This is a genomic window from Gilliamella sp. LMG 34362, assembly GCF_984569125.1.
In genome coordinates, this window is record NZ_OZ474902.1 from 371,426 (window position 1) to 388,003 (window position 16,578).

General features: G+C 36.4%; 15 protein-coding genes and 1 tRNA gene. 10 read left to right on the forward strand and 6 right to left on the reverse strand.

Annotated elements, in window-relative coordinates; genetic code table 11:
• The first annotated feature begins 95 nt into the window (after window positions 1–95).
• The 5 genes from AC5LWZ_RS01820 (at window position 96) to rraA (ending at window position 4,946) form a co-directional block, all read left to right on the forward strand.
• Window positions 96–1,067: an HlyD family secretion protein gene (locus AC5LWZ_RS01820; RefSeq protein WP_065579101.1), complete on the forward strand. Its 972-nt coding sequence runs from the start codon at window positions 96–98 to the stop codon at window positions 1,065–1,067.
• Window positions 1,049–2,188, forward strand: a complete 1,140-nt coding sequence (locus AC5LWZ_RS01825) for an ABC transporter permease (RefSeq protein WP_110448746.1) — start codon at window positions 1,049–1,051, stop codon at window positions 2,186–2,188. Before AC5LWZ_RS01820 ends, AC5LWZ_RS01825 begins: the two co-directional genes overlap by 19 nt.
• Window positions 2,189–2,202: 14 nt before the next feature.
• Entirely contained in the window at window positions 2,203–3,390 is a 1,188-nt protein-coding gene (locus AC5LWZ_RS01830) for an ABC transporter permease (protein ID WP_493457829.1), read from the forward strand.
• Between the two features lie 72 nt (window positions 3,391–3,462).
• A complete protein-coding gene (locus AC5LWZ_RS01835) occupies window positions 3,463–4,365 on the forward strand; it encodes a 1,4-dihydroxy-2-naphthoate polyprenyltransferase (RefSeq protein WP_294912897.1) in 903 nt (300 codons plus the stop codon).
• Between the two features lie 89 nt (window positions 4,366–4,454).
• Window positions 4,455–4,946, forward strand: a complete 492-nt coding sequence (gene rraA, locus AC5LWZ_RS01840) for a ribonuclease E activity regulator RraA (RefSeq protein WP_086358333.1) — start codon at window positions 4,455–4,457, stop codon at window positions 4,944–4,946.
• 98 nt (window positions 4,947–5,044) lie between these two features.
• Here the strand turns inward: rraA and dprA are convergent, their stop codons facing one another.
• Window positions 5,045–6,145 carry a DNA-processing protein DprA gene (gene dprA, locus AC5LWZ_RS01845; RefSeq protein WP_493463876.1) on the reverse strand — a complete coding sequence of 367 codons (1,101 nt, stop codon included), beginning with the start codon at window positions 6,143–6,145 and terminating at the stop codon, window positions 5,045–5,047.
• Window positions 6,146–6,303: 158 nt separating this feature from the next.
• Here dprA and def point away from each other — a divergent pair, with 158 nt between their 5' ends.
• On the forward strand, window positions 6,304–6,816 hold the full coding sequence (gene def / locus AC5LWZ_RS01850) for a peptide deformylase (protein ID WP_086358331.1): 513 nt from the start codon (window positions 6,304–6,306) through the stop codon (window positions 6,814–6,816).
• Between the two features lie 47 nt (window positions 6,817–6,863).
• Here the strand turns inward: def and grpE are convergent, their stop codons facing one another.
• Window positions 6,864–7,448: a nucleotide exchange factor GrpE gene (gene grpE / locus AC5LWZ_RS01855; RefSeq protein WP_086363534.1), complete on the reverse strand. Its 585-nt coding sequence runs from the start codon at window positions 7,446–7,448 to the stop codon at window positions 6,864–6,866.
• Between the two features lie 154 nt (window positions 7,449–7,602).
• On the opposite strand from grpE, the gene nadK reads away from it, so the two are divergent.
• Window positions 7,603–8,481 carry an NAD(+) kinase gene (gene nadK / locus AC5LWZ_RS01860; protein ID WP_294910429.1) on the forward strand — a complete coding sequence of 293 codons (879 nt, stop codon included), beginning with the start codon at window positions 7,603–7,605 and terminating at the stop codon, window positions 8,479–8,481.
• Window positions 8,482–8,545: 64 nt separating this feature from the next.
• Here nadK and AC5LWZ_RS01865 read toward each other — a convergent pair whose 3' ends face one another.
• Together AC5LWZ_RS01865 and argF are read right to left on the reverse strand one after the other, a co-directional pair.
• Complete coding sequence (locus AC5LWZ_RS01865; protein WP_493463877.1) at window positions 8,546–9,043, reverse strand: phosphatidylglycerophosphatase A family protein; 498 nt, start codon at window positions 9,041–9,043, stop codon at window positions 8,546–8,548.
• Between the two features lie 97 nt (window positions 9,044–9,140).
• A complete protein-coding gene (gene argF / locus AC5LWZ_RS01870; protein ID WP_493463878.1) occupies window positions 9,141–10,148 on the reverse strand; it encodes an ornithine carbamoyltransferase in 1,008 nt (335 codons plus the stop codon).
• 269 nt (window positions 10,149–10,417) lie between these two features.
• On the opposite strand from argF, the gene carA reads away from it, so the two are divergent.
• Both carA and carB read left to right on the forward strand, forming a co-directional pair.
• Window positions 10,418–11,578 (forward strand): glutamine-hydrolyzing carbamoyl-phosphate synthase small subunit, encoded by a 1,161-nt coding sequence (gene carA, locus AC5LWZ_RS01875; RefSeq protein WP_493463879.1) that lies wholly within the window; start codon window positions 10,418–10,420, stop codon window positions 11,576–11,578.
• Window position 11,579: 1 nt separating this feature from the next.
• The gene (carB, locus tag AC5LWZ_RS01880) at window positions 11,580–14,795 is read left to right on the forward strand and encodes a carbamoyl-phosphate synthase large subunit (RefSeq protein WP_493463880.1); all 3,216 of its coding nucleotides are present in this window, start codon (window positions 11,580–11,582) and stop codon (window positions 14,793–14,795) included.
• A 51-nt stretch (window positions 14,796–14,846) separates the two neighbouring features.
• Here carB and AC5LWZ_RS01885 read toward each other — a convergent pair whose 3' ends face one another.
• Window positions 14,847–15,266, reverse strand: a complete 420-nt coding sequence (locus tag AC5LWZ_RS01885) for a GFA family protein (RefSeq protein ID WP_198201574.1) — start codon at window positions 15,264–15,266, stop codon at window positions 14,847–14,849.
• Window positions 15,267–15,485: 219 nt separating this feature from the next.
• On the opposite strand from AC5LWZ_RS01885, the gene AC5LWZ_RS01890 reads away from it, so the two are divergent.
• Window positions 15,486–15,562: transfer RNA gene (locus AC5LWZ_RS01890), tRNA-Met, on the forward strand.
• A 41-nt stretch (window positions 15,563–15,603) separates the two neighbouring features.
• Here AC5LWZ_RS01890 and metF read toward each other — a convergent pair.
• Window positions 15,604–16,479, reverse strand: a complete 876-nt coding sequence (gene metF / locus AC5LWZ_RS01895; RefSeq protein ID WP_493463881.1) for a methylenetetrahydrofolate reductase [NAD(P)H] — start codon at window positions 16,477–16,479, stop codon at window positions 15,604–15,606.
• Window positions 16,480–16,578: the final 99 nt, after the last annotated feature.

The following is a 16,578-nucleotide window of genomic DNA, read 5'->3' on the forward strand; positions in this document are numbered from 1 at the left end:
TATAATATTTGTAATTGAAGTATGCTAATTCTTTATTACATACAATTATCCTAGTTGTTTAGGTCTTATCTGATACTTATTAATCTAAAAAATATATGAATAAAAAAATTTTTATTGTAGTTGCATTGATTGTTATTTTAATTTCAATGACGATTTTAATTCGTGCTCATAGTAGCCAGCTAATTTTGCAAGGTGAAGTGGATGCACCTAATGTTAGCATTTCCTCAAAAGCAAAGGGGCGAGTGCAGACTATTCATGTCAATCGAGGTGATGATGTTAAGCAAAATGACATCTTAATTACACTCGATAGTCCTGAATTGTTAGCGCAAGTTAAAGCCGCTGAAGCAGCTAGAGAGCAAGCGCAAGCACAAGTGCAACTTTCTCAAAATGGTACTCGTGAAGAGAGTATTCGTTATTATGAAGCATTACTTGAACAAGCTAAAGTTGCTTACGATAATGCTTCTAAAGAATACAATCGTAACAAAGCGATTTCGGCCAAAGGCTTTGTCTCGCAATCAATATTAGATAGTGCGCTAAAAACTCGCGATGCGGCTTATCAACAAGTGTTGTCAGCTCAAGCTAATTTAGATCAAGCCAAAAATGGCGATCGGGTTGAACAACGTGAAATCTATAATGCTAAATTAAAAGAGGCTGAAGAGCAGCTTAAACAACTACAGATCCAATATGATGATTTGCAAGTTAAAGCGCCAGTAGATGGGGAGGTAGGTTCAATTCCTGCTGAAGTTGGCGAGCTATTTAATCCTAATAGTCCACTATTAACGGTTATTCGCTTACCGCAAGCTTATTTTGTGTTTAATCTGCGTGAAAATATTATGCCTAATATTCACAAAGGTGATCATGTTAAGCTGGAAGTTCCTGCGCTTGGTAATAAAGAAATTGAAGCTGAAATTCGTTTTATTGCACCAATGGGAGATTATGCGACTAAACGGGCAACGCGAGCGACGGGTGATTTTGATTTAAAAACGTTTGAAATTAGACTTTATCCAACTAAACCTGTAGAAGGCTTACGTGCAGGTATGAGTACATTATGGAAAATCGACGACTAATTTTAGACTTCTGGCATCGCTTTAAAGACGCATTTAACGATGAAATCCCAGATATATTTAAGCGCTTTACTTTCCACTGGTTAATGTGGATTTTACCGCTGATTATCTTTGTGATCATCAGTAGTATCTTTTACCGAGGTGTGTTATTTGATCTGCCAGTAGGCTATGTCGATCAAGATAAAAGTACTTTATCTCGTGAAATTGTTCGCGATCTTAATGCGGGTGCGCATGCAAATTTATTCAATTATGATAATCAGCTTGAGAGCGCAGAACGCGATTTAGAAAAAGCAAAAATCTACGCTATTTTGTATATTCCACCTAATTTTGAAGCTGATGTGTTAGCGGGTCGTCAACCAACGCCGATGCTCTATTATAATGCTTTATACTATAGTGCTGGCCTCTATTCTATAATGGATTATTCAGGTTTAATAGCCTCATTAAACACTCAATATCGTACCACAATGGCAACAAGTATTGGTTTGCCGGTACCGAAACTTGCACAAGTTAATTTCAATTATGATGGGCTATTTAATGCCAGTGGTAACTCAATGTACTTTCAGCAGTTTTCTGCAGTTGTACATTTATTACAATTATTTGTTGTAACAACAACTATTTATATTTTATCTCGCTTGCCTAAGCGAACTCGGCCTAATTATCCGTTTGTTTTGGGTAAATTAGCACCTTATACCATTTGGTATACTATGTTGTTAATGTTTGAAATAGCAATGTTAGTGTTATTTTCTGATGCTAGGGTATCAGGTTCTCCATTCGCCATGATGCTAGTGGTGTTTTTTTATGTAATTGCAGCACAAAGTATCGGTATTTTACTTTATTCGTTTACCAAAAATGTATTAGATGCTTATACCTATATTGGGGTGTTAGTTGGATTGGCATTAACTTATTCGGGGGTAGTTGTGCCAGAATTGTCAATGCCATGGATAGCGAGATTTATTTCGTCCCTTGAACCTTTAACCTATGCGCTTAATAAATTATTCGATCTATTTTTACGGCATTCTAGCTATATATCGGTATTGAAAACCTGCGCTATTTTAATGATCTATCCAATAATTATTACAGTATTAGTAAGAAAACGTTTAGTCAAACGTTTACATTCACAGTAAGAGGCTATATTGGCATGCTTAAGCTATTTCTATCTTCAGCAGTAAAAATGTTTTTTTATATGCTAATGCGACCAATGTGGCTGTTGCTATTAGTATCTGTCTCGTTAATGAGTTTAGTCTATGTGAATGGTACCATCACCAATTTGCCGGTTGCGATTGTTGATCAAGATCATACTACCACCAGTCGAAGTCTGATTCGTTCTTTAAATACCAGTTCCAAAATTGATGTGCTTACTTATGAAAATTCATTGCAAGCCTATGATGATATTAACAGCCGTAAGTTATTTGCGGTGTTCACCATTCCGCGGGATTTTGAAAAGCGACTATTGAATGGTGAAGATGTAACAATCCCTGCTTATGGTGATGCCTCCAGCCGTTTAGCAAATGGTCTGATACAGGTGGATATTAGAGGAATATATCAACAAATATTGACCGAATATAATACCCGTGTGATGCGGAATAGTGGTTTTTCTGATCCACAAATTAATATCATATTATCACCAATTAAAGGGCAAACTATGCCGCTTTATAATGCTGGTATCAGTTTTGCAGCGATAACGTTTCCTGGCTTGTTAGTCATGTTATTGCAACATACCTTTTTAATAGCAACAACACGAACTAATCTAACTTTGCATTCACTGCCACAAGGAAAACCACCAAAAATTGTCATATTTGGTAGCTTGTGTGGTCTTATTCCGATATGGCTATTTTTGTCTTTAGTCCTATTTGGATTATGGCCATGGGTGCTTGGTTATCGGCAATTAGCTAGCATTCCAGCTATTTTGGTGATGACATTTCCGCTATTATTAGGCGTATTAGGCTTAAGTAAATTACTGACTGAATGTTTACATCGAACCGAGATGATTTACTTAACTTTAGCTTTTTTGACAACACCGGTATTTTATCTATCCGGTACCATATGGCCACTTGATGCCATGCCGTTATGGGTACAAACGGTATCACGGATGTTACCATCAACTTGGGCAACCAATATGATTGCTGGCGTAAATCAGATGGGATTAGGTTTGTCAGATAATTTATTTAATATCTTTATGATTCTATTTCTTGGTGCAATTTATGGTTCATTAGGCTTTTTTATTGCTGCATTACGAGAGGGTAAAGTCAGAGGATATATCAGAAAAATAAAGAAATTTATGCATTCCAATAATAAAAAAATTGATAATAAACCATCAATGAGTTAGTACTAATGGATGAATATACTATCAATTACTGATATGATGAATGATTGATTTTTTCGCAAAAAAAACAGTTATATGGCCAATAAATGTTATCCATGGATTATTAGTTTACGTCCGAAAACATTAGCTTTATCGTTTTCTGCTATTTTGTTGGGCAATGCGCTTGCCTATTGGCAACATTCTTTTGATCTAATTATTATGTTGTTAGCAATGATTACTGCAGCGTTGTTACAAATTTTATCAAATTTAGCCAACGATTATGGTGATGCGGTTAAAGGTGGCGATAAACACAATTTAATCGGCCATCAACGTGGTTTACAGCTAGGTCTAATCACTCTTAATCAGTTAAAAATAGCTATCTGGATCACCATTATATTGTGTGTTTGCTCTGGATTGACTCTACTTTGGTTAGCCTGTAATAACGCTTATCAATTATTAATTTTTATCTTATTAGGTTTATCTTCAATCATCGCAGCAATTACTTATACCGTTGGTAAAAAACCTTATGGCTATATTGGCTTAGGTGATCTATCGGTGTTAATCTTCTTTGGCTTAGTTGGTGTGATGGGCAGTTATTATTTACAGACTAAAACTTTATCGGCATCAATCGTTTTTCCTGCAATAGCCAGTGGTTTGTTGGCAGTGGGAGTGCTAAATATTAATAATTTGCGTGATTATGAAAGTGATAAACAACATCATAAACGGACTTTGATTGTGCTGATTGGTAAAACTTATGGTTGTTGTTATCAGTTAGTTTTGTTAATTGTATCATTATGTTTTTTTGGTTTATTTGCTTATCAACAGTTACACACTTATTGCAGTGGTATCTTTTTATTAACACTACCGTTGTATCTCAAACATATGTACATGGTGTTTAAATTTAATACAAATGAAGACGCAGTGCCACTATTAGTACAAATGGTCAAACTTGCTTTATTGACTAATTTACTTTATTGTTTAGGTATTATTTTGAGCTAGCTCACGTTTATTCCAAATTTATATCGTTTTACTTCATGTTAGCGTTATACTAGAACCGAATAGATATTACCGTATAAGGAGACTCGACCATGGAATTTGATACATCAATTCTTTGCGATTACTACCCAGAAGATGTGAACGTTGTCGAACCGATATTTAGTAACTTTGGTGGTGTGGCTTCATTTTCTGGCCAAGTTGTCACCGTGAAATGTTTTGAAGATAACGGCATTTTGTACGAAGTGTTACAATCCAATGGTGCAGGGAAAGTATTGGTTATTGATGGCGGTGGTTCGGTGCGTCGAGCATTGATAGATGCCGAATTGATTGATATTGCCCTACAAAACCAATGGGAAGGCATTATTGTTTATGGTGCAGTGCGCCAAGTAGATTATCTTGCTGATGCTGAAATTGGTATTCAAGCACTAGCTGCAATTCCTGTTGGTGCAGAAGATCAAGGTGTTGGCGAAGTTGATATTCGTGTCAATTTTGGCGGTGTAACTTTCTTCTCGGGTGATTTTGTTTATGCTGATAATACTGGCATTATCTTATCTGAAATTGCACTTGAAGTAGACGATAAATAACTTGGTTCTTCTTCGTTATTATTTTTAAAATAAACCGCAGTATTTTTACAGCGGTTTTTTATGTTGAAAAAACCCGTTCCTCAATTTTTTAGATAACTTTATATCGTGCGGTTACGAATATAGCCTCCAGTGACGGTGATAATTAAGCCAGCTATTTCCATATCTAATAATTTAATGGTTAACTCAGGAATGGGTAAATCAACTAGCGTAGCGATTGTATCAACAGCAATAGGCTGATGATGAATAACAGCAAAAATTTCTGGATATAAAACGGTATTACCCTCTTTGTTTTCATGATTATTCTGTCGATTAAGTGATGATAAAAAGCCACTATAATGTTCTAAAATATCGGTTGGTTTAGTAACCAGATAAGCGCCTTGTTGGATTAAATAATGGCTACCATGGCTATTTGGATTATCAATATCACCAGGTAAAGCAAAAACATCACGATTCTGCTCAAGAGCATAACGTGCGGTAATAAGTGAACCACTTTGCTCAGAAGCTTGAAGCACAAATGTCCCTAAGCTCAATCCACTAATAATTCGATTTCGACGAGGAAAGTATACTGCTCTTGCTTTTTCAAATGGGCTGAATTCTGAAATGAGCGCTCCATTTTGAGCTAAAATATCATTTGCCAATCTTAGATTGGCGCGTGGTGTAATTTCCGCTAAACCGCTACCTAATACAGCAATGGTATTGCCGGATACTTCTAGTGCACCACGATGACAAATGGCATCTAAACCGAGAGCGAGCCCACTAGTAACAGTTAAACCATTAATGGCTAATTCGCTAGCAAAATAGCGTCCCCACTGTGCGCCATATTCACTAAATTCACGACTACCCACCATTGCAATTTGTGGAGAGTGTAATAGTTGTTTATTACCCATAACAAATAGCAATAACGGTGGTGAACTGATTTGTTTAAGTAATGTTGGATAATCAGAGTCACAATAAGCAATCAAATGTTTAGCTGGGTTAGCAGTAGCTAACCAATCAAGGATGGGTTCAAAATGAAGATAGGAAATGGCAAAAAAACGACTTTGAAGAGTTTTACAAACGCCTATCTTTTCCAATAATAGTGGTACATTATTTATTTTATTAGGTAGACCAGCACTAAAATATAGACCTATTTTTTCAAAATATCTTATTCTTTTATGGCCAAGCATTGAAATTCGCAATAAAAATTCATATTTACTCATTACAGTCCTTTTATATACATCGTTAGCTTGAACCATATCTAGAATTGATTAGATATATTTTACCAATAGCCAACTAAGGCTATTCATGGGCATAATAAATGTTTACAATGTATACGAAATTGAGAAAACACCAAATTGAGGAGTAGATCGAAGAATTTATGGCTATTTTACCGGTATTACGTTTCCCAGACGAACGACTTCGCACAGTCGCTAAGCCTGTCTCTAATTTTACACCTGAGCTACAAGAAATTATCGATAATATGGTTGAAACCATGTACGCTGAACATGGCATTGGGCTTGCCGCAACGCAAGTTGATGTGCATGAGCAAATTATTGTCATTGACGTGTCAGAAGATAAAAGCCAACTTTATGTGATTATTAATCCAGAAGTGATTAGTCAAGAGGGTGAAACAGGCATTGAAGAAGGATGCTTATCGATACCTGACTGCCGTGGATTTGTGCCTAGATCGGAAAAAATCAAGATTAAAGCATTAGATCGTAATGGTAATCCTTACGAAATCGATGCTGATGAATTGTTAGCCATCTGTATACAGCATGAAATGGATCATTTGAAAGGTAAACTGTTTGTTGATTATCTCTCGCCATTAAAGCGGCAACGTATTGAACAAAAGATGAAAAAACTGACTCGTGAGGAGCAGAAAAATCGATAAAAAAAACCGCCAGCTATTTTGGCGGTTTTTTACTATATCGCCTAACTTTATTTAGCTACAATTACCATTGCTGGTCGAATTAATCGGCCATTAAGTGTATAGCCTTTTTGAATAGTATTAACAATTTGTCCTGATTGATGTTCTGGTGATTCAACCATACTAATTGCTTGATGCAGATCAGGATTTAGCTGTGAATCAGCTGTATTGATAACTTCAATACCAAATTTTTTGACCGTATCTAAAAATGATTTAAGTGTTAACTCTAATCCTTCTACCGTTGCTTTATGTTCAGGATTATTTTTATCGGTAGATTCTAATGCCCGTTCAAGATTATCAATCACCGGTAAAAGTTCATTTGAGAATTTTTCAAGAGCAAATTTACGTGCTTTATCAACATCTTGTTCAACACGTTTGCGTACATTATCGATTTCAGCACGAGCACGAATCATTGCTTCACTCTCGTTTTTCTTAGCAAGTTGCAGTGCTTGTTCAAGTTCGCTAATGCGAGCATCTTTGGCCTTTAACTGATCTTCAACACTTGGTTGTGATGGGGTTTGCTCTTCAGTACTTTGCTCAGCTGGGGTTTCAATGTTTGTTTCATTTTCTGACATATTGTTCTCTTGTTCTGTCATACGGTACTCCAAATTTAGTCGAAAACTTAGTGAATAACAGTTATTATGGGGACAAATTTTATTATTACAAGTTTAACGATAAGATGATATCGTGTTTTTTAATTGATAACTAAAAAATAATGATACTTAAGTCAAAAATGAACAAGGATATTTTATGGGTAGACCATTTAAATGTATTGGTTTGGTTGGGATTCCACGTAAGTTAGAGGCGATAGAAACTCATCAGGTACTTTATGACTGGCTAGTTAATTTAGGTATTGCAGTTTTAGTAGAAGATCGATTAGCTCAATATATTAAATTACCTAGCAATGTCTATGCATCTCTCGATACTATTGGTGAACAAGCAGATTTAGCCATTGTGGTGGGAGGTGACGGTAATATGTTACGTTCCGCTCGTCACTTATCACACTATAAAATCAAAGTAATTGGGGTGAATCGAGGTAATTTAGGTTTTTTAACCGATATTTCTCACGACCATGTCATTGAACAATTAACACCGGTTATTAAAGGTGAATATGACGAAGATTCACGATTTTTACTAGAAGTATCTATCTATAGTGATGGTCAATTGATTAATTCTGGTTTTGCGGTAAACGAAATTGTGGTTACCCCCAATACTGTTGCGCATATGATTGATTATGATGTGTATATCAATGAGCGTAATGCGTTCTCACAACGTGCTGATGGTTTAATTATTGCCACGCCGACTGGTTCGACCGCTTATTCACTATCGGCTGGTGGGCCAATACTGGCGCCACATTTAGATGCGTTAATTATTACGCCAATGTTTCCACACTCTTTGGCAGTTAGACCTTTAGTGATTAAGAGTGATGATCCGATTCATCTTAAATTTCCAACTACCGCTTTGGATCTTAATATAGCTTGTGATAGCCAAATTATTTTACCGGTTAAGCCAACCCAAGATGTGATAATCCGTCGCTCCAATTATGAATTTAATTTAATCCATACTAAAGACTATGATTATTTTAATAATTTATCGAGTAAGTTAGGATGGTCACAAAAAATGTTTTAAGGGTTGCTATGCTAAGTTACCCTTATTTTCATATTGAAATTATCATTTAAAGATAGATTTATCTTTAAATGATAAAGGTTAAAAGATAAACCGATAATGATGAAAAGATTGCCGCGATCACATCATCAACCATAATGCCAAATCCCCCTGGTACGCGTTTATCAAACCAACGGATTGGCCAAGGTTTGGCCATATCAAAGATTCTAAATGCGACAAACGCAATCGTTACCCATAAAATCGAAATCTGTGGAATAAAAAATAAAGTTATCCACATACCGACAAATTCATCCCAGACAATATGGCCTGAATCATGAGTATGAGTATCATCTGAAGTTTTTTGGCAAACAAAACAACCAAAAATAAAGGTTACTAAAATAAACACCCAATATAACGTTGGCGTTAAACCGTAGAATAACAGCCATAATGGGACCGCCATTAATGATCCCATAGTACCCGGCATGATTGGCGATAAACCACTACCTAAGCCAACCGCTAAAAAATGAATGGGATTAGTTAGTTTAAGGTACTTTTTAAAATCTTTATTGCGCTGTTTTTTAGTCATTATGATAAAAATCTTTTGATAAAATTATGCCGACATTAGGTCGGCAAAAAGTTGCTTAGCTAAGTTAAGCAAGCAATGATGATAATCAAATATATTATTAGTCTTTAGCTAACGTTGCAACCATTACTGCTTTAATCGTATGCAAGCGGTTTTCAGCTTCATCAAAAACGATGCTATGTTTAGATTCAAAGACTTCATCTGTGACTTCTAAACCATTTTTTAAACCATACTGAGCTGCCATTTGTTTACCAACAGTGGTATTCATATCATGAAATGCTGGTAAACAGTGCATAAATTTGACTTCTGGATTACCAGTTAAATTGATGACATCCTGATTTACTTGATATGGCGTTAATAATTTGACTCTTTCGTCCCAAACTTCTTTTGGTTCGCCCATCGATACCCAAACATCGGTATATAGAAAATCCACATCTTTAACACCATCAGCAACGTCTTGCGTTAAAATGATTTTTGCGCCAGTCGTTTTAGCTATTTCTTGGCATTTTTTTACCAATTCTGCTTCTGGCTGACAAGCTTTAGGGGCCACCAAACGAATTTCCATCCCCATAAGTGCAGCACCTTCCATTAATGAGTTACCCATGTTATTACGGGCATCACCTAAATAAGCAAATTTAACACTGCTTAATGCTCGCTCACCAATATGTTCTTGCATGGTCATAAAATCAGCTAAAATTTGAGTTGGATGTGCTTCAGTGGTTAAACCATTCCAAACTGGAACACCAGAATATTTAGCTAAGGTTTCAACAATTTCTTGTCCATAGCCACGGTATTCAATGCCATCATACATTCTGCCTAATACTCGAGCTGTGTCCGCAATTGATTCTTTGTGTCCAATTTGGCTGCCACTTGGCCCTAAATAGGTAACTTGTGCACCTTGATCAAATGCACCAACTTCAAATGCACAGCGAGTGCGAGTTGAGTCTTTTTCAAAAATAAGCGCAATATTTTTACCGACTAAATGTTGTTTTTCGGTACCTTGTTTTTTGGCCTTTTTTAATTCAATAGCTAGATTAATCAATTGATTAATTTCTGCTGGAGTAAAGTCAAGTAAACGTAAAAAATGACGTTGATAAAAACCGTGCATACAGAGCTCCTAATAGCCGTAAAAAATTATTAAGATTTTATTTGAATAATTATGCAATTTCAAGTTAAACATTTCATATTTATGTGATATTGGTGTTAAATTATGGAATAGTCTAAAAAATTAGACTTTATTGTTTAATTATTTTTTATAATATCGCTTTTTTTGTTTAAAAAATTGTAATAAAATGGCCAAATATTGTCTCTTTAGAAAACAATTAATTGAATTTTTATTCATAATTATTGATTATTTAATCAAAAGGTCGTTTAATCATGCAAACTTATGCCCTCCTTATTTTACAAGATGGTTCACAATTTATTGGTAAATCAATTGGTGCTGATGGCCAAACTGTTGGTGAAGTTGTATTTAATACTTCTATGACAGGGTATCAAGAAATTCTTACTGATCCTTCATATTGTGAACAAATAGTGACATTAACGTATCCGCATATTGGTAATGTTGGTACCAATAGTGCTGATGCCGAATCAACACGAGTTTATGCAAAAGGATTGATTATTCGAGATTTACCATTAATCGCAAGTAATTATCGTAGCGAAATGGATCTTTCAAGTTATTTAAAAAAACATAATGTGATTGCGATTGCTGATATTGATACACGTCGTTTAACACGTATTTTACGTGAAAAAGGGGCACAACATGGCGTGATTATTACCGCAAATGATAAACAGACCTTACTTGATAAAGCAGAAAATGCCAAACAGCAGGCAGTAGATTATAAGGGGTTAAGTGGTTTAGATCTGGCTCAAGATGTGACGTGCAGTAAAAGTTATACATGGACCAGCAGTATATGGACAATTCAACAAGAGTATCCAATCCCAAAAGCAGAAAGTGAACTACCTTACCATGTTGTTGCTTATGACTTTGGTGTTAAACAAAATATTTTACGGATGTTAGTTGCGCGTGGATGTAAGTTAACTGTTGTTCCCGCTAAAACGCCAGCAGATGAAGTACTGGCCTTAAATCCGGATGGTATCTTTTTATCAAATGGCCCAGGAGATCCGGCGCCTTGTACTTATGCTATTGACGCGATTAAGCAGTTTCTGACTACCGATATTCCTGTTTTTGGTATCTGTTTGGGACACCAATTGTTAGCGCTAGCCTGTGGTGCTAAAACTATCAAAATGAAATTTGGTCACCATGGTGGTAACCATCCAGTTAAAGATCTGGAAAATAATAGGGTAATGATTACTGCGCAAAATCATGGCTTTGCTGTCGATGAAAATTCCTTACCTAATCATTTACGAGCTACACATAAATCGTTATTCGATGGTTCATTACAAGGTATTCATCACAATCAAAAACCAGCATTTAGTTTTCAGGGCCATCCAGAGGCAAGTCCGGGGCCTCATGATGCTGCGCCACTTTTTGATCACTTTATTGAATTAATTAAAATTTATAAGCAGGAGCAATAACATGGCTAAGCGAACAGATATTAAAAGTATTCTAATTATTGGCGCAGGGCCAATCGTTATCGGTCAAGCTTGTGAATTTGATTATTCCGGTGCTCAGGCATGTAAAGCATTACGTGAAGAGGGCTATCGAGTCATTTTAGTTAACTCAAATCCCGCAACCATTATGACCGATTCAGAAATGGCTGATGCTACCTATATTGAGCCTATCCACTGGACATGTGTGCGCAAAATTATCGAGAAAGAGCGACCTGATGCCATTTTACCGACAATGGGGGGGCAAACGGCATTAAATTGTGCATTAGAGCTTGAAAAACAGGGAGTATTAAAAGAGTTTAATGTTGAAATGATCGGTGCTACTGCCGATGCGATTGATAAAGCGGAAGATCGCAAACGCTTTGATCAGGCGATGAAAAAAATTGGTCTTGATACAGCTCGTTCTGGTATTGCTCACTCATTAACAGAAGCTTATGCGGTATTAGAACAAGTCGGCTTTCCTTGTATTATTCGTCCTTCTTTTACAATGGGGGGAACCGGTGGAGGTATAGCTTACAATCAAGAAGAATTTGAGGAAATATGTAATCGAGGACTTGATTTATCACCGACTAATGAATTACTTATTGATGAATCATTGATTGGATGGAAAGAGTATGAAATGGAGGTCGTGCGGGATAAAAACGATAATTGTATTATTGTTTGTTCGATTGAAAATTTCGATCCTATGGGGATCCACACTGGCGACTCAATCACGGTTGCACCGGCACAAACCTTAACAGATAAAGAGTATCAAATTATGCGTAATGCCTCAATTGCGGTATTACGTGAGATAGGCGTTGAAACTGGTGGTTCAAATGTTCAATTTTCGGTTGACCCAAAAACAGGTCGATTAATTGTGATAGAAATGAATCCTCGGGTATCGCGTTCTTCAGCATTAGCATCTAAAGCAACGGGTTTTCCTATTGCTAAGATCGCGGCTAAATTAGCGGTTGGTTATACACTTGATGAACTCTGCAATGATATTACTGGTGGAAAAACACCTGCTTCTTTCGAACCTACTATTGATTATGTCGTTACTAAGATCCCACGGTTTAATTTTGAAAAATTTGCTGGCTGTAATGATCGCTTAACTACTCAAATGAAATCAGTTGGTGAAGTGATGGCCATTGGCCGAACATTCCAAGAATCCATGCAAAAAGCACTTCGAGGTCTAGAAGTTGGTGCCAGTGGGTTGGACGAAAAAATCGATGATTATAGTGATGAAAAGAATCTAACTAAAATTCGTTATGAATTACAGGAAGCTGGTAGTGAGCGTATTTGGTATCTAGCTGATGCGTTTCGTGCTGGTTTCACGCTGGATGAAATCTTTTTATTAACCCATATTGATCGTTGGTTCTTAGTGCAAATTGAAGAGTTAGTCCAAATAGAAAATCGCTTAAAACAGCAAACGATTGAAGATCTTGATCAAGAGGCATTATGGCAGCTTAAGCGTAAAGGATTTTCCGATCTTCGTATCGCCAAACTCCTAGGTTGCCACGAACAAATAGTGCGAGATCTACGTTGGCAATATGATATTCACTCAGTTTATAAACGAGTGGATACTTGTGCTGCTGAATTTTCAACCGATACAGCCTATCTTTACTCAACATATGAGCAAGAGTGTGAAGCACAACCACAATTTAATCGTAAAAAGATTATGATTTTGGGAGGTGGGCCTAATCGAATTGGTCAAGGCATTGAATTTGATTATTGCTGTGTGCATGCTGCATTGGCTTTACGTGAAGATGGTTTTGAAACCATTATGGTAAATTGTAATCCAGAAACTGTCTCAACCGATTACGATACTTCGGATCGTCTGTATTTTGAGCCAGTCACTCTTGAGGATGTACTTGAAATTGCTCATGTTGAAAAACCTGATGGGGTAATTGTGCAGTATGGAGGTCAAACGCCGCTTAAACTTGCCCGAGCACTTGAACAAGCAGGCGTACCGATTATTGGTACTTCGCCTGATGCCATTGATAAAGCAGAAGATCGCAAACGTTTCCAAGCTATCGTTGATAAGTTGCAGTTAAAACAACCCGTAAATGCTACTGTCACTGATCTCGATGAAGCAGTGATTAAAGCTGAGCAAATTGGTTATCCATTAGTGGTTCGTCCTTCTTACGTATTAGGCGGACGAGCAATGGAAATTGTTTACAATGAACAAGATTTACGCCGTTATTTTAAAACAGCGGTGAGTGAGTCAAATAATGCGCCTGTACTACTTGATCACTTTTTAGATGATGCAATCGAGGTGGATATTGATGTCATTGCTGATGGTGAACAAATTATTATTGGTGGCATTATGGAACATATTGAACAAGCGGGTATTCACTCTGGTGATTCTGCTTGTTCGCTACCAACGTATACATTAAGTCCTGAAATTCTAGCTGAACTGCGTAAACAAGCTAAACAGTTAGCATTCGAGTTAAACGTAAAAGGTTTAATGAATGGACAGTTTGCCGTAAAAGATAATCAAGTCTATCTGATTGAAATTAATCCTCGGGCTGCACGAACGGTACCTTTTGTCTCGAAAGCCACAGGGTTACCATTGGCCAAAATTGCAGCTCGGGTGATGACAGGAAAATCGCTGGCACAACAGAATGTGACTAAAGAAGTGCTGCCTCCTTATTACTCAGTTAAAGAAGTGGTATTACCATTTAATAAGTTTAGCGGTGTCGATCCTATTTTAGGTCCAGAAATGCGCTCAACCGGTGAAGTCATGGGAATTGGTAAAACGTTTGCCGAAGCTTTTGCTAAAGCACAACTTGGTAGTTTATCTAACATGAAAAAATCGGGTAAAGCATTACTTTCAGTTCGTGAACAAGATAAATCAAGACTATTAGAAGTAGCTAAACGTTTAATTGCGCATGGTTTTACGATTGATGCAACCTTGGGTACGGCCAAACTGTTACAACAAGCAGGTATCAGCTGTCAAATCGTTAAAAAAGAGAATGAAGGTCGGCCAAATATCCATGATCATATTAAAAATGGCGAGTACAGTTATATTCTTAACACAACCTCAGGTCGTGCAGCTATTGAAGCATCTAAAATCCTACGCCGTAGTGCTATCCAATATAAGGTTCATTACGATACGACAATGAATGCAGCTTATGCTACGACAGCAGCTTTGGATTACGATCCTGCTGATGGTGTGATACCGTTACAGGCACTTTATCAATAAGCAAAAAGACGAGCTATAGCTCGTCTTTTTTGATTGATCATAATTTATTTTTTAACTCTTGGCTTCAACCATCGCTAAGATATCCGCTTCGGTTAGTTTGTGAGTAGGATTAGCGAAAGCATAACAAATTGGTTTCTTATCGATAAACACTTCTGCAGTAAATTCTAAATCTTTAATATCATCAAAGATCCAAGCAGCAAAATAGTAATTTTGTGTATCTTTTAAACGATAATAAAGATGTGAACCACACTCTTTGCAAAATGTTCTTTCTGCCCATTGTGATGAATTAAAATGACTAATGTTCTCTTGCCCTTCTATCGTTATATCGCCACTATGTGCTAATGTCATTAATGGCCCAGCACTCCATTTACGGCAAGTTTGGCAATGACATGCACTTAAATGTGTATTAGCAAACGGAACCGCTAATTTTACTTTTCCACATAAACAAGATCCATGATATTGAGTAGACATATTTTTTCCTTTTTCCAATTAATGATTTTGCTAATTGGTTAAATATTAGCATAATGAATAATCAACTAGAATAAGTTTGGTTGTAAAAAATATTGAGGAGTGTATACCGTCTAGTATATAAATTGTCTTTATTTGTTAAGGAATGTGTAAAAAAAGGACAGTTAGACTAGTAAGGTATTGCTTTATTATTTTATTGATATAATATAGCCACCTCTTTGACGCGGGGTGGAGCAGCTTGGTAGCTCGTCGGGCTCATAACCCGAAGGTCGTTGGTTCAAATCCAGCCCCCGCAACCAATTCTAGCAAACCTTTTCCTACTTTTATTTATTACTAACCATTATGCAGATTTTGGCACAGCAAGTAATGTTGATACCGCTTCGCTAATACGTCTAGCAATGTAACTATTGTTCATTGTGTATAAATGGATACCATCAACATTTTGTGAGACTAAATCAACAATCTGATCGATAGCATAAGCAATACCAGCATCACGAAATGCATCAGGGTGATGTTCATATTTTTCCATCATCTGTTTGAACTTTTTAGGTAAATTTACACCACACATTGAAACCATTCGTTCAATCTGATTTTTATTGGTAACTGGCATAATGCCTGCTTCAATTGGTACATTAATATCCATATCATGTGCTTTATCTAAAAAAGCATAAAAATAATCATTATCAAAAAATAGTTGCGAAATTAGCTGATCGGTACCGGCATTTACTTTTTCTTTTAAATGGATTAAATCTTGTTTAAGCGTTGCTGCTTCAAGATGCCCTTCTGGATAGCATGCGCCAATAACATTAAAATCACCATTTTCTTTAATAAAGGTGACTAATTCGCTAGCAAAACGAAAATCATCTTTTGGTGGTACATTGGGACTGATATCACCACGTAATGCTAATACATTATCAATTCCGGCACATTTGAGGTCGTGAAGAATTTTTAGCATTTCGGTTTTGTCGAAGTTGATCCCTGGTAAATGGGCGACACTTTCAATACCATAAGTATGTTTAACCGAATGTGCAATATCAATTGTAGTTTGGCCATTTAAGCTACCACCAGCACCATAAGTGACACTAATAAAGTCAGGTTTAAAATAACCTAATTCGCGTAATGTGCTATAAATTGTCTCTAATGATGACGTTTTTTTAGGTGGAAAAACCTCAAAGGAAAATACTGTTTTTTGGTTAAATAATAAATTTGTTTTCATTGGTACCATCCATTCTTGCTATCTTTTTTTACTCTACTGACATTACCGCCGCCTATAAAGGCGGCGGTAATTAAGACAGACAAAGCTAATTAACTTTAT

What these genes read in the sequence shown, in the direction of transcription:
- AC5LWZ_RS01820 (WP_065579101.1), top strand. Translation starts at nt 96, where the DNA reads ATGAATAAAAAAATTTTTATTGTAGTTGCATTGATTGTTATTTTAATT.
- AC5LWZ_RS01825 (WP_110448746.1), top strand. Translation starts at nt 1,049, where the DNA reads ATGGAAAATCGACGACTAATTTTAGACTTCTGGCATCGCTTTAAAGAC.
- AC5LWZ_RS01830 (WP_493457829.1), top strand. Translation starts at nt 2,203, where the DNA reads ATGCTTAAGCTATTTCTATCTTCAGCAGTAAAAATGTTTTTTTATATG.
- AC5LWZ_RS01835 (WP_294912897.1), top strand. Translation starts at nt 3,463, where the DNA reads ATGGCCAATAAATGTTATCCATGGATTATTAGTTTACGTCCGAAAACA.
- rraA (WP_086358333.1), top strand. Translation starts at nt 4,455, where the DNA reads ATGGAATTTGATACATCAATTCTTTGCGATTACTACCCAGAAGATGTG.
- dprA (WP_493463876.1), bottom strand. Translation starts at nt 6,145, where the DNA reads ATGAGTAAATATGAATTTTTATTGCGAATTTCAATGCTTGGCCATAAA.
- def (WP_086358331.1), top strand. Translation starts at nt 6,304, where the DNA reads ATGGCTATTTTACCGGTATTACGTTTCCCAGACGAACGACTTCGCACA.
- grpE (WP_086363534.1), bottom strand. Translation starts at nt 7,448, where the DNA reads ATGACAGAACAAGAGAACAATATGTCAGAAAATGAAACAAACATTGAA.
- nadK (WP_294910429.1), top strand. Translation starts at nt 7,603, where the DNA reads ATGGGTAGACCATTTAAATGTATTGGTTTGGTTGGGATTCCACGTAAG.
- AC5LWZ_RS01865 (WP_493463877.1), bottom strand. Translation starts at nt 9,043, where the DNA reads ATGACTAAAAAACAGCGCAATAAAGATTTTAAAAAGTACCTTAAACTA.
- argF (WP_493463878.1), bottom strand. Translation starts at nt 10,148, where the DNA reads ATGCACGGTTTTTATCAACGTCATTTTTTACGTTTACTTGACTTTACT.
- carA (WP_493463879.1), top strand. Translation starts at nt 10,418, where the DNA reads ATGCAAACTTATGCCCTCCTTATTTTACAAGATGGTTCACAATTTATT.
- carB (WP_493463880.1), top strand. Translation starts at nt 11,580, where the DNA reads ATGGCTAAGCGAACAGATATTAAAAGTATTCTAATTATTGGCGCAGGG.
- AC5LWZ_RS01885 (WP_198201574.1), bottom strand. Translation starts at nt 15,266, where the DNA reads ATGTCTACTCAATATCATGGATCTTGTTTATGTGGAAAAGTAAAATTA.
- metF (WP_493463881.1), bottom strand. Translation starts at nt 16,479, where the DNA reads ATGAAAACAAATTTATTATTTAACCAAAAAACAGTATTTTCCTTTGAG.